The organism is Paenibacillus xylanexedens, assembly GCF_007676705.1.
GTDB lineage: Bacteria > Bacillota > Bacilli > Paenibacillales > Paenibacillaceae > Paenibacillus > Paenibacillus xylanexedens_C.
Genome location: NZ_VEBF01000001.1, coordinates 1,573,774 through 1,587,231, shown reverse-complemented (window position 1 = coordinate 1,587,231; position 13,458 = coordinate 1,573,774). Strand labels below are relative to the sequence as shown.

12 protein-coding genes are annotated in these 13,458 nt (G+C 46.5%); 8 read left to right on the top strand and 4 right to left on the bottom strand.

The window, feature by feature from the left end; genetic code table 11:
- Positions 1-218 precede the first annotated feature (218 nt).
- On the top strand, positions 219-2,000 hold the full coding sequence (locus FS628_RS07220; protein ID WP_145320385.1) for a DUF6382 domain-containing protein: 1,782 nt from the start codon (positions 219-221) through the stop codon (positions 1,998-2,000).
- Positions 2,001-2,012: 12 nt separating this feature from the next.
- Here the strand turns inward: FS628_RS07220 and FS628_RS07215 are convergent, their stop codons facing one another.
- Complete coding sequence (locus FS628_RS07215; RefSeq protein WP_145320383.1) at positions 2,013-2,924, bottom strand: TIGR01777 family oxidoreductase; 912 nt, start codon at positions 2,922-2,924, stop codon at positions 2,013-2,015.
- Positions 2,925-3,211: 287 nt separating this feature from the next.
- Positions 3,212-3,679, bottom strand: a complete 468-nt coding sequence (locus tag FS628_RS07210) for a DUF2621 domain-containing protein (RefSeq protein WP_145320381.1) — start codon at positions 3,677-3,679, stop codon at positions 3,212-3,214.
- A gap of 170 nt (positions 3,680-3,849) precedes the next feature.
- Between FS628_RS07210 and FS628_RS07205 the strand changes: the two genes are divergently transcribed.
- Both FS628_RS07205 and purU read left to right on the top strand, forming a co-directional pair.
- Positions 3,850-4,956, top strand: coding sequence for a deoxyribonuclease IV (locus FS628_RS07205; RefSeq protein WP_145320379.1), 1,107 nt, complete (start codon positions 3,850-3,852; stop codon positions 4,954-4,956).
- A 43-nt stretch (positions 4,957-4,999) separates the two neighbouring features.
- The gene (gene purU, locus FS628_RS07200; protein ID WP_017689986.1) at positions 5,000-5,893 is read left to right on the top strand and encodes a formyltetrahydrofolate deformylase; all 894 of its coding nucleotides are present in this window, start codon (positions 5,000-5,002) and stop codon (positions 5,891-5,893) included.
- 73 nt (positions 5,894-5,966) lie between these two features.
- On the opposite strand, the gene FS628_RS07195 is transcribed toward purU, so the two are convergent.
- The gene (locus FS628_RS07195) at positions 5,967-6,443 is read right to left on the bottom strand and encodes a hypothetical protein (protein WP_145320377.1); all 477 of its coding nucleotides are present in this window, start codon (positions 6,441-6,443) and stop codon (positions 5,967-5,969) included.
- 430 nt (positions 6,444-6,873) lie between these two features.
- Between FS628_RS07195 and tkt the strand changes: the two genes are divergently transcribed.
- From tkt to FS628_RS07170, 5 genes are all read left to right on the top strand, one after another.
- Entirely contained in the window at positions 6,874-8,916 is a 2,043-nt protein-coding gene (tkt, locus tag FS628_RS07190) for a transketolase (RefSeq protein WP_036610788.1), read from the top strand.
- Between the two features lie 151 nt (positions 8,917-9,067).
- Positions 9,068-9,385, top strand: coding sequence for a pyrimidine/purine nucleoside phosphorylase (locus FS628_RS07185; RefSeq protein ID WP_017689983.1), 318 nt, complete (start codon positions 9,068-9,070; stop codon positions 9,383-9,385).
- A gap of 366 nt (positions 9,386-9,751) precedes the next feature.
- A complete protein-coding gene (locus FS628_RS07180) occupies positions 9,752-11,107 on the top strand; it encodes a glucose-6-phosphate isomerase (protein ID WP_017689982.1) in 1,356 nt (451 codons plus the stop codon).
- A gap of 176 nt (positions 11,108-11,283) precedes the next feature.
- Positions 11,284-11,916, top strand: a complete 633-nt coding sequence (locus FS628_RS07175; RefSeq protein ID WP_036610785.1) for a YigZ family protein — start codon at positions 11,284-11,286, stop codon at positions 11,914-11,916.
- A gap of 5 nt (positions 11,917-11,921) precedes the next feature.
- Positions 11,922-12,524 carry a TetR/AcrR family transcriptional regulator gene (locus tag FS628_RS07170; RefSeq protein WP_017689980.1) on the top strand — a complete coding sequence of 201 codons (603 nt, stop codon included), beginning with the start codon at positions 11,922-11,924 and terminating at the stop codon, positions 12,522-12,524.
- A 189-nt stretch (positions 12,525-12,713) separates the two neighbouring features.
- Here the strand turns inward: FS628_RS07170 and FS628_RS07165 are convergent, their stop codons facing one another.
- Positions 12,714-13,115, bottom strand: coding sequence for a secondary thiamine-phosphate synthase enzyme YjbQ (locus FS628_RS07165; RefSeq protein WP_145320375.1), 402 nt, complete (start codon positions 13,113-13,115; stop codon positions 12,714-12,716).
- Between the last annotated feature and the right edge of the window lie 343 nt (positions 13,116-13,458).

The following is a 13,458-nucleotide window of genomic DNA, read 5'->3' as shown; positions in this document are numbered from 1 at the left end:
GGAGAGGACGGAAAAAACCTGAAGAAGCGGAGCCAAAAGCTTTCTGAAAGAAAGCTACCTCGTGAGCATAAGCTTCGCCTTTATCCCCGGATTTTCCTCTTTACAAAGGGAATCAAGAAATCTGGGGATAACAGCCATCGGAAGGTTGTTCCGTCATCGAAGTTTCAGTGTAAACATTCTTTAGTTGACCTAAATAGCAATGGAAAGAGAGGATTGGCATGTATGGATTAACGAGAGATTTTATTCGAAATGGCGGAGCGTTCATGGTTTTGGAAAAAGCAGAAGGGTTACGAATGGAGGAATTGAGCCGGGTGCAAATGGGGATGTTGTCCTCCAATCAGATCCCGCGACTTCTGCCTGTACATATTCGGGAAGTCGATCGAAATGTAACTTTGCAATACGATATATCGGGCTACAAGATGTTATCCCAAATGTTAAAGTCAAGCAAAATCCAATTGCGTGTTCTGTATGGTCTGTTGTTCCAACTGGCAGATGCCTTCACGGAATGCCGACAATATATGCTGGAACCTCGTAAATTATTGATTCAGGAGGAGTACTTGTTCATCAATGGTTCATTCGAACAGGGTGAACTTGGGATGGTATATGTACCGATCATGGATAAGGCTGAAGATGATTCGACGCCTCAGCAATTCCGTGAGCTGGTGATCAGGCTGATGGCCCATGTTCAGGAACTGCAGGGAGTAGGCATTCAGCGTGTTCTGCAGTTATGCGACAATGAACGCTGGGACGTTAGACAATTACGAGAGCTACTGCTGGAGTTATACGCTGACGAGCAAGAGAGTGGAGGAAGTGCAGCATTTCTCTCGTCCAGAAAGTCGGAAACGGGCGATGCTCCAAGAGTAAGAAGTGCCTCACATTCGATTTCCGAGCGAGATAGTAGTCTATTTGCTGGTAATTCCGGGCCATATCAGTATAGTGGTCCCACTCAAAATGATTCTGTGGAGTCCCCACTAAATTTTCGTCAGCAGCAGAAAATGAGTGCTTCGGGGGTTAAAGACATTCCGCTGAGATCTCGAACCTCTTCAGGCAGTCACTCATCTGGACACTCTTCATTGGAGGACTCAAGGAGCGTGGATCAAGTATCGGGTAACCCATATCATTCGCCAGAGCATGCTGATATGGAAGTGGAGGAGAAGTCCGGATCGTCCAAAGTAACCTATATCATACTGGGGTGCATGGTTGCCATGGCATTGGTATGGAGATTCATATACATGGAGCAACCTGGACAGACTCAGATGATCCTATCCGCGGTACTAAGTCTAGGCTTGCTTGGCGTGGCAGGATGGACGTGGAAGCGCAAGGGGAACCCTCAGAATGGCTCAGAGAATAAACATTTTTTTTCATTCAACCTGGGTAAGAACAAACGGAAGAAGACTGAAGATGAAGAGGAACTATTTCAGGAAAGTTGGCGCTGGAATGCAGCTGATAAGCCGGAGGAACGTATAAACCAAGCTGCTGAATCAGCTTCAGAAGCAATGGAGCGTCCCCGTTTTCAAAATCTGCACATGGCAGCTGAACCTTCCGAACCACCGTTTGTACAAGATCAGGCGCAAGTTGCAGCTTTAACTTCGGAGTTAAACCGACATGATACAGTTGCTGAGGCAACTGTGAACTTGCAAAATCTGACTGGAAGCAAAGTTACAGGGGCAGGCCCTATAGTGCCGTCATTTTATCTTGAGCGAAGATCGGGAAGCAGCGATCAACATGAACGACATGAACGAATGGATGTTCAAGGCGCATCTTTTGTGATCGGAAGATCAGCAGACATGGTTCAGTGGGTAGACACAGCGACCGGCGTGTCCCGTGCTCATGTGGAATTGAGCCGGAACAAATCGGGCTATGTGATTAAGGACTTGGGTTCGGTAAATGGAACCGTTCTTCAGGGCAATATTCTTGCTCCCTACAAAGAGTATCCATTGGAGGATGGGGATACATTTACACTTGCCGAATCTGTTTATACCTATCGGGCTGTTGGATAAGCTGTGGTTCAATTAGTCGGATAAGCCACGGTGCTTCAGATCTTCCAATGCCTGGGTTAAGGTAGGGAAGGTGAACTGGAATCCGTGATCAAGCGCCTTTTGTGGAATAACTCTCTGTCCCTGAAGCAGAACAACGGATAGCTCTCCAACTACGGTTTTGATCAAAAATCCGGGTACGGGGAACCAGTGTGGGCGATGATAGACCTTGCCGACTGTACGACCAAATTCATCATTGGTAACCGGATTCGGTGAGGAAGCATTGACCGGACCTGACACTTGTTTATTTTGAATGCTAAAGTCAATCAGCCTTACGATATCCATAATGTGAATCCAGCTGGTCCATTGCTTGCCACTGCCGATCTTGCCCCCAACACCGAGCATATAAGGAAGTTTCATTAATGGAAAGGCCCCTTTTTTATGGCCAAGAACCAGGCTAACCCTGATTTTGACGAGTCTGACATGCTTGATGGCATCTGCAGCTATTTCCCATTGTTCTGAGACCCGGGATGGGAAATTCATTGACTTTTGCGGACTACTTTCATCAAAGGTTTCGGAAGGGGAGGTTCCATAGATGGCCATGGCAGAAGCCTGAACGACCACTTCGGGCTTTTGTTGCAGTGAATCCACCAAACGGGCTACCCGGGCAACAGTTGTTACTCTGGATTGTACAATCTCCAGCTTTGCCTTGGTTGTCCATCGTTGGTTCAATGTTTCTCCGGCAAGATTGACGAGAGCATCCATGCCTTCAAGTAGTTGAGGGTGCTCTTCAACTTGTTCCCATGATATATATGTAAGATTCTTGCTTGGATTATGCAAGTCAGGCAGTTTGCGTGTGATGATTTTCACGTGGTGTCCGGCTTGCAGCCAATAATCCACAAGCGCTCCTCCCACAAATCCAGTACCTCCACAAATGGCAATTTTCATAATGAACATCCTCCCTGTAATTTTCACTGCGCTGACATGTATCCGTGAATCGACAAATAGCCCCGGACGGTAAGCAATGCCTGTTGGGAACGACTTACCTGACGGAGCTTGTAATATGAGCCTTTCGCCTAAATCCCAAGTACGTTTCAATGAAGATCTCATAGACCAAGCGATCCTGTAACAAATTGATACAAGGTGCTGGTGCTGGTGCTGGTGCTGGTGCTGGTGCTGATGCTGATGTATCTTAATTAACCAATTCGATATAGGGCTTAACTCATCTTGTTATTTTATTTAATCAAATGTTGATAAGGGGAATAATCGATTTTGTTTTTCTCCAAGAATTTTACCAAAAACTTATTATCCCGCTTCGGTGTGGCTATAATGTATCCTTTGATGCAGTGATCTCTCGATACTTCCGTGGCGTTGTCTTCAACTGCAATTTTACCGATCTCTGCAGCGATGGAATGTTTGGCTATGTCACGAAATGGCCCAGGTACAGGCTCCACGAGTTGGTCCAAAAAAGCCTTGGCTTCATCTGTCCATAAGTGACGGCTGGCTTCAACCCAATAATTCTGCCAATCCAGTTTGGACTTTCCGTCTGCTTTTGGTAGCACTTTCAAAAACTTGCGCATCATAAAAAATCCACCGACACACATGCTGCCAAGTAATAAAAAAGTCCAGAATGCGATCGTATTCATAAACCAATTGCTGGGGGAACTGCTCGTCAGTATCATCACGTAGGAGTCGAAAATCATTGCGGAGTCACCTCGGTTCATTGATTTTCACGGAAAGACGGATTCCGCCTACCCATGTTCCACATATTAGCTGTCAAAAATAGCCTCTATCCCGAATTATAGCGCATTTCTAGATTTATTTCGATAATCGCGTTAGAATAAGGGATAATTCAGATTAAGGGGGATCAATAATGCTGAAAATCGGCTCCCACGTGTCCTTTTCGGACAAGGGATTATTGAGTGCAACGAAGGAAGCGTCCTCGTACGGTTCCAGTTCGTTTATGATATATACGGGTGCACCACAGAATACACGTCGCAAGCCAATTGAATCCATGTATATTGAGGAAGGCAAGCTTGCTATGCAAGCAGGTGGAATGGAAGATATCGTTGTCCATGCACCGTACATTATTAATCTTGGCTCATACAAAGATAATACGTACAGACTGGCTGTAGATTTCCTTCAGGAAGAGATTCGTCGTACACATGCCATTGGTGTGAAGAACATCGTATTGCATCCCGGCGCATTCACTGACAAAGATGCTCACTATGGGATCGGACGGATCGCAGAAGGGCTGAATGAAGTGCTGGAGGGTGTGAAAGAGACGGATGTGAACATCGCTCTGGAGACCATGGCTGGCAAAGGTACCGAGATGGGTCGCAGTTTCGAAGAAATCGCTCAGATTATCGAGAAAGTAACGTATAACGAGCGCCTGACTGTGTGTATGGATACATGTCACATTCATGATGCCGGATACGATATCGTTAATGATTTTGACGGCGTACTTGAACAATTCGATCGTACGGTAGGACTTGACCGCATTGCCGTAATGCATATTAATGATAGTAAGAATGCTGTGGGTGCGCACAAGGACCGTCATACACCGATTGGCTCTGGCTGGATTGGCTTTGAGGCGATTAACCGCATCGTTAACCATGAGAAGCTTCAAGGACGTCCATTTATCCTGGAGACACCTTGGATTGGCAAAGAGGCCAAGACACAGCGTCCAATGTATGAGGTGGAGATTGCGTTGCTGCGTGGGGACGTTGCCGGTCGATTCGGCCAGGAATTCCTGACAGAAGTAGAACAGCTGCAACACTTTTTCAAAGGTAAAGAGATTGAGTCCCGTTCGTATATTCTGGATGTATGGACATTGCTCAAAAATGATGCCAAAGCCAAAAAGGCTGATCCGCGCGAACCGCTGGAACGTCTCTATGACATGGTGACAGAAGCTGCATTGTTCCCTCATTTGAATGAAGAACAACTGAATCATCGCTTGATTGCCTGGCTTGCGGGTTAACCCCCGCAGGTCATGGCTTAATTGAAGGAGGAAGAATAACCCGATGGAGATCCATGCTAAACAAGTACGCCCTGATTCTAAAAACCGCGCCGATCGCGCGCGCATGCTCATTTCCTGTCCGGATGGTCCAGGAATTGTTGCGGCCGTGTCTCACTTCTTGCACCAGCATGGTGCAAACATTGTTCAGTCGGACCAATACACAATGGACCCTGCTGGCGGCATGTTCTTTATGCGGATTGAGTTCGATCTTCCGCAATTGTTGGTCAATTTGCCGAAACTGGAAGCTGATTTTGCAGAAGTAGCAAGCCGTTTCCAAATGGAATGGACGTTATCTGCGGTTAGCCGCAAGAAGAAACTGGCTATCTTTGTATCCAAAGAAGATCACTGCCTGGTTGAATTGTTATGGCAATGGCAGGCAGGCGACCTGGATGCCGATATTGCTCTTGTGGTCAGCAACCATCTGGACATGAAGGACTATGTAGAATCATTTGGCATTCCATATCATCATATTCCGGTAACAGCAGATACGAAGAAAGAAGCGGAACAGCGCCAGCTGGACGTCATCGGCAATGATGTGGATGTGATCATTCTGGCTCGTTACATGCAGATCATTTCTCCAATGTTCATTGAGCACTACCGCAATCGAATTATTAATATCCACCATTCCTTCCTTCCAGCCTTTGTGGGTGGTAAACCATATGCTCAAGCGTATAACCGTGGTGTCAAAATCATCGGTGCGACAGCGCACTATGTTACGGAAGAACTGGATGGCGGCCCGATTATTGAACAGGATGTGCAGCGTGTAAGCCACGGAGATGACGTAACTGAACTGAAGCGTATTGGACGTACCATTGAGCGTGTTGTGCTTGCGCGTGCCGTGAAATGGCATGTCGAAGACCGTGTTCTCGTTCATGAAAATAAAACCGTCGTATTTTAAGCTCTCGCTTTAATACTGTGCAAGGTTGATTCGGAACCACGTAATAGACTAACAAAAAGGCGACCCCATTCGTTTACGAAACGGGAGTCGCTTTTTTCGCGTTCATATACTTTCCGCACAAGCCGAGCACAATACCAAACAGCAGATGTCCTGCAATCCAGTAGAGGATAGCTGACACATCGTACAAGTCTGGCACACGCAAAGATAGTTGAGAGAGTGGGATATAGAGCAGGGACGAGACAATACCAAGCAAAATGCCTTTTAGCATAGGGCGGCCTGAATATCGTACCCACCACAGGTAGAAGATGCCGATAACAACGGACACAACCAGATGTAAAGCAAATTCTAGGAATTCAGGTAAGGTTGGTGGAAGACCAGGCACAAAATCGATATTCAGAAGCAGCGTATATACTTGTTCGCCGGTGCAGGCCTGAATCACTTTGAGGAAAAATCCCAGAACAACTCCCGAGAGAATACCTGTTAAAAGACCTGATATCCAGGGTAATGAGTGCTTTATCGATGTGGGTGGGTGAACAATATGATCTGGCATAGATGCATCCTCCCTTTATTTTGGGGTACAACTGGTAGTAAACCGCAGCACGATTTTCGAATCCATATTCAGGAACATTATATGTGAATTGAGGAATGATATCTAAAAAATGCATTTTTTTCAGGTTAAAGGTTATACTTCATGCGATGGATTTGCGAGGCTCGTTAAGTCTGTTTTTGGATTCAAGTGCCTTGTTCAGTACGATTTTTGCTTGATAGGCAAAGGATTATTCATCACAAACAACCGATTTTTCAGAACTTCTAAAAGAAGGTTATGGAAAAGCTTCACGCCAAGTGATACAATACAAAAGTGAATAAGTCAAAATGAAACACTCAAGCGGATTCACTTATTGTGAAATTCGGTTTGCTTGTATGATGAGAGGGATTCGCTTGCGCACCCGACTTATCTAAAGACATGAGGAGGACAAACCATGACTGACAAGAACGAAGCGATTCAAAAGGACGAGAACACTACAATCGACAACCTGTCGATTACTACCGTACGTACTTTGGCGATTGATGCAATTGAGAAGGCAAATTCCGGACATCCGGGTATGCCTATGGGCTCCGCTCCAATGGGGTACCAACTTTTTGCAAAAACGATGACTCATAACCCGGACCACCCAACTTGGGTTAACCGGGACCGTTTTGTCCTGTCTGCAGGACATGGCTCCATGTTGCTGTACAGCTTGCTGCACCTGAGCGGATATGATCTTCCAATGGAAGAACTGAAACAGTTCCGTCAATGGGGAAGCAAAACACCGGGTCACCCGGAATTCGGACATACTGCAGGTGTTGATGCAACAACCGGCCCACTGGGTCAAGGTATTGCAATGGCTGTAGGTATGGCGATGGCTGAAGCTCAATTGGGCGCAACATACAATAAAGACAAATTCAACGTAGTTGACCACTACACTTACGCAATCTGTGGTGATGGTGACTTGATGGAAGGCGTATCCCATGAATCAGCTTCCCTCGCTGGACGTTTGCACCTGGGCAAACTGATCATGTTGTTCGACTCCAATGACATCACGTTGGATGGTAAATTGGATCTGTCTTCTTCCGAAAGCATCGCGAAGCGTTTTGAAGCTTATGGCTGGCAAGTGCTGCGCGTTGAAGATGGTAACGATCTGCCTGCAATCGAAAAAGCAATTCAGGAAGGTCAAGCAGATACACTGCGTCCTACACTGATCGAAGTTAAAACGGTTATCGGTTATGGTAGCCCGAACAAACAAGGTAAAGGCGGCCACGGCGGTACTCACGGATCACCACTGGGTGCAGACGAAGCCAAATTGACTAAAGAGTATTACAAATGGGTTTACGAAGAAAACTTCCACGTACCAGCTGAAGTTCGCGATCACTTTGCACAAGTGAAAGATCGTGGTATCTCTGCTAACAAAGCTTGGGACGAGAAATTTGCCGAGTACAAAAAAGCATTCCCTGAGTTGGCAGCTCAATTCGAAACAGCGATTAACGGCGACCTTCCAGAAGGTTGGGACCGTGATCTTCCTAAATATGCAGCAACAGACAAAGCTCTTTCCACTCGTGTAGCATCCGGTAACGCTCTGAACGGTCTGGCGCACAACGTGCCACAACTGACAGGTGGATCTGCTGACTTGGAAAGCTCCACAATGACTCACCTGAACAACCTGGAGAACTTCACACCAGAAGATTACTCCGGCCGTAACATCTACTTCGGTATCCGTGAATTCGGTATGGCTGGAGCAATGAACGGTATGGCACTGCACAGCGGTGTGAAAGTATTCGGCGGTACGTTCTTCGTATTTACCGATTACCTGCGTCCGGCTGTTCGTCTGGCTGCCCTGATGGGATTGCCTGTAACGTATGTTCTGACTCACGATAGTATCGCTGTTGGTGAAGATGGTCCTACGCACGAACCAATCGAGCAACTGGCATCCCTGCGTATCATTCCTAACCTGACGGTTATTCGTCCGGCTGATGGTAATGAAACTTCGGCTGCTTGGGCTTATGCGCTTGAGAACAAGAGCAACCCGGTTGCACTCGTACTCACTCGTCAAAACCTGCCGATCCTGGAAGGTACGGTTGAAGGTTCACGTGAGAACGTGAAACGTGGTGCTTATGTTGTCTCTGATGCAAAAGATGGCAAAGCGGTAGCACAAATCATCGCTACAGGTTCCGAAGTGCAATTGGCTGTTAAAGCTCAAGCAGCACTTGCTGAACAAGGCATCCAAGTTCGCGTAATCAGCATGCCAAGCTGGGATCTGTTCGAGAAACAAGACAAAGCTTACAAAGAGTCCGTTCTTCTTCCGGATGTCAAAGCTCGTCTTGCGATTGAAATGGCTTATCCAATGGGCTGGGAGAAATATGTTGGAGATCAAGGTGACATTCTCGGAATCAGCACATTCGGTGCATCCGCGCCTGGCGACCGTGTTATCCAAGAATATGGCTTTACAGTGGACAACGTGGTTAGCCGCGTAAAAGCATTGCTGTAATAGCTTCATAAGCGCTGCTATGGTCGGGAGAGCTTCATGCTGTCCTGATTTATGGCGGTAAGTTATTTCCGCAGAGCATGGGCGGTAACCTCGTTATCGCCCTGATCTGTTTTGCCTTTTGTTTTCATTAACTTCAGGGGAGCGGGTACGCATGTCACAATTCGATCAAGTCAGTGTAGTGAAAGAGGCCAACATTTATTATGATGGTCAGGTAACCAGCAGAACGGTTATTTTGGGGGATGGCAGCAAAGTGACTCTGGGCATCATGCTTCCAGGCAGTTATGAGTTCGGTACGGATTCCCGTGAAATTATGGAGATTCTGTCCGGAGATCTGAAAGTGTTGCTTCCCGGAGAAGAAGAGTGGCAAGAGATTCAAGGCCAAGCTACGTTCCACGTGCCTGCCGAATCCAAATTTAAACTGGAGATACGCAGCGTTACTGACTACGTCTGCTCGTACCCGGCGGAATAACATAAGAAGGGTAAGCAGAACCGCAACCCGCGGATTCGGTTTACCCTTTTTGCTTCTTGAATTCTAACGACAAAGTTCGAGCTGCAAGCTTGTCAGCCCCGTGGATTTGAAGTATCCTTATGCTAAGTTGTTTAGAATGGAATACGGAAATAATATAAGAGGTTGTTCAAAAAGTCCGCTTTTGATTACAAAGGATGCCTGGTGGCATCATCAGCATCGAATATGGAATTCAGCCGAAATGTCCGTTGCTCACGTAGTTTTCCTACGCTCCGCTACTCCATTTCTAGCTTCATCCCATCTTCTCGGTACTGAAAACCGATCTTTTTGAACACGCACTATAACCGAAATCAGGAGGTTTTTGAGATCATGGCAAAAAAAGTGACATTTGACTATAGCACGGCATTGCAATTTGTAAATCAGCACGAAGTGGACTATTTCGCTGAACCGATTCGTTTGGCTCACGAACAGCTTCACAACGGAACAGGAACAGGCTCCGACTATCTGGGTTGGATTGACCTGCCAACGGCTTATGACAAAGAAGAGTTCGCACGCATTCAAAAAGCAGCTGCCAAAATCCAAAGTGACTCCGAAGTACTGATCGTTATCGGTATCGGTGGATCATACCTGGGTGCACGTGCAGCAATTGAAATGCTGACACACTCGTTCTATAACAATCTGCCAAAAGACAAACGCAAAACGCCTGAAATCTATTTTGCAGGAAACAATATCAGTTCCACATATGTAACGCACTTGCTGGATCTGGTTGAAGGCAAAGATTTCTCCGTCAACGTTATCTCCAAATCAGGTACAACAACAGAGCCGGCAATTGCATTCCGTATCTTCCGTGCAGCACTGGAAGAAAAATACGGTAAAGAAGAAGCTCGCAAACGCATCTACGCTACAACAGACAAAGCGCGCGGTGCATTGAAAGAACTGGCGAATGCAGAAGGGTACGAATCTTTCATTATCCCGGATGATGTAGGTGGACGTTACTCCGTTCTGACGGCAGTAGGTTTGCTGCCAATCGCAGCAGCTGGTATCAGCATCGAAGAAATGATGCAAGGTGCGGCTGACGCTTCCAAAGAATACAGCAACCCGAACGTAGCTGAGAATGAAGCATATCAATATGCGGCTGTTCGTAACGCTTTGTATCGCAAAGGTAAAGGCACGGAGATCCTTGTAAACTATGAGCCATCCCTGCACTTCGTATCCGAGTGGTGGAAACAATTGTTCGGAGAGAGTGAAGGTAAAGACTACAAAGGGATCTATCCTGCATCCGTTGATTTCTCTACAGACTTGCACTCCATGGGTCAATTCATCCAGGAAGGTAGCCGGAATATCTTCGAAACTGTTATCCAGGTTACAGAAGTGGCTGAGCATATCTCGATCAAATCCGATCCGGACGATCTGGATGGACTGAACTTCCTTGAAGGCAAAACAATGGACTTTGTTAACAAAAAAGCGTTCCAGGGAACACTGCTTGCACATACAGATGGTCAAGTACCAAACCTGATTGTGAACATTCCAGATATGACTCCATATTCTTTCGGATATCTGGTATACTTCTTTGAAAAAGCATGCGGCATCAGTGGCTACCTGCTGGGTGTCAATCCATTTGACCAACCAGGCGTGGAAGCATACAAGAAAAATATGTTCGCATTGTTGGGCAAACCAGGCTTTGAAGAAGAGAAAGCAGCGCTCGAAGCGAGACTTTCCGAATAATTCATCGGTCTGCTCATATCGTTAAATAAGGTAATGTAAATCTATCGGGGAATTACTGCTCGTGTAAGATGCAGGGTTCCCGGATGTAGATAACCAGGGCAGTTCGTCCGCGTTCGCGCGGGGAACTGCTTTCTTGTAAAATGGACTCAGGAAAAGATCAGAAAGTTGGATTTGCAATGATTGAACGTTATCGCACGGTTCGAGGACCGGGCAATCTGGAAATTGTAATCAAGAAGTCGCGATTTATCGGTCATATTATGCCGGTCACGACAGAGGAAGAGGCCGTTGCCTTTATCGATGAGATCAAGAAAAAACATTGGAATGCGACTCACAACTGCTCTGCGTACATGATTGGGGAGCGGGATGAGATCCAGAAGCAATCCGATGACGGGGAACCAAGCGGAACAGCAGGGAAACCCATTCTTGAAGTGATCAAAAATCAGAAATTAAAAAATGTGGCGATTGTGGTTACGCGATACTTCGGGGGAATTATGCTTGGAGCCGGTGGGTTAATTCGCGCTTATACGGACGGGGCTGTAGCAGCCATTGAAGCCGGAGAAGCCATTACCAACGTCCTGCATCGTGAAGTATTTGTTGAACTGGATTATACGTGGCTGGGTAAAGTGGAAAATGAGTTAAGAAGCCGGGAAGTCCGTACAGGTGAAACTGGATTCACCGATAAGGTTACGTTGACTTGTCTTCCGCCGGATAGTGAAACCGAGGCTTTTGTAGCCTGGATCACGGATTTGACGCAAGGGCAATCCCGGATCACGGAGGGACAGCGGCTTTATTTTATTGAAGGGGAATAAAATATATGGCTAGAAGAGCAGTCGAACAGGAGTTGTCGAGGGAGCGGATACTGGAGGCGGCGAGGCACCTTTTTATTACCAAAGGATACCGCGCCATTTCGATGCGAAGCATCGGCCAGCATCTGGGCTATAGTCATGGGTCGCTGTATTATCACTTTAAGGAAAAGGCAGAGCTGTTCTATGCCATCGTGGTTGAAGATTTCAATCATCTGGGGCATTTGCTGCTGCAAGCCATGGTCAGGCCGGTTCGTGATGATGTGAGCAAGGTAGAGCACATTATGATGGAGTTTATTCGCTTTGGTCTGGAGAATCCATATCAATACGAAATTATGTTTATGATTAGGGACGAAGAACTGTTGTCTTATTGTCGTACCGAACAGGGACGTTGTTTCGAATTGTTTGCATCGATTATAAGGCAGTACATGAATGAAGAGAACTGTACGGAAGAGGATATTCAAAGGGTACCGCGTACGCTATTTTTGGCTATGCACGGATTCATTTCTTATTACATTCAGGACCGTTTAACGTTTGTGGAGATTGAATCGTCTGCGCTATCTCATGTCAAAGTGCTGTGCCGCAATCTGGGTCAGCAGCCTGGCGTCCAATAATGGCGCTATTGTTGCACCCCTACACTTCAGGGCGGTGATTTGTCATAACTTTAATTCTTTATAACGTTGTCTCGCGAAAGTCATTATATGCCAAAGACCAAGTCAGGCGGCTCCGACCCGATATGAGGGTGGACCGCCTTTTTGTGTTTGCAAAATATATGAGCAGCAGTTAGGCCAGTTGGGCTGACTCTAGCCTTCCATGATTTTGAGGAAGTACTCCCGCTCACGTGGTCCATCGAATTCACAAAAGTAAATGCCTTGCCATCGGCCAAGCAGCAGCCTGCCCTCATGAATAATCACCGTCTGGGATGGCCCCGTTGTGATCGATTTGAGGTGAGAGGCTGTATTGCCTTCGGCGTGTCGATACTCCGGGTGCTCCCAAGGGTACACTTCGTCCAAACGCAACAATACATCGTGTTTTACATCCGGGTCTGCATTTTCGTTGATGGCAATACCTGCTGTCGTATGAGGACAATAGATGAGCACCGTCCCATTCTGCACCCCGCTACTCTGGACAACCTGCTTCACGTCCCGTGTGATATCTTTCATTTCATCTCGTGTGGAAGTGGATATATTCTTCGTATATAACATGTTAGATCGCTCCTTATCATCTCATTTCTTACCCTCGATTGTACCTTAACCACTACATACCAAACAAACCACATATGCAAGGTGAAAAAAGCAAATCGCATCATAACGGAGAGGACAGAAATAACCTGAAGAAGCGGAAGCTAAAAGCTTTCTGTAAGAAAGCTGCTTCGGAAGCATAAGCTTCGCCTTTATCACCGGATTTCCCCTTAGAAAAGGGGATCAAAGAAATCTGGGGATAACAGTGATCGGAAGGTTGTTCTGGCCTCGCAGTGTGCAGGTGCGATTTTTATTAATCGATCTCATATGTGTCCCAATTATATTCAATAAAAGCATTGACGATTAG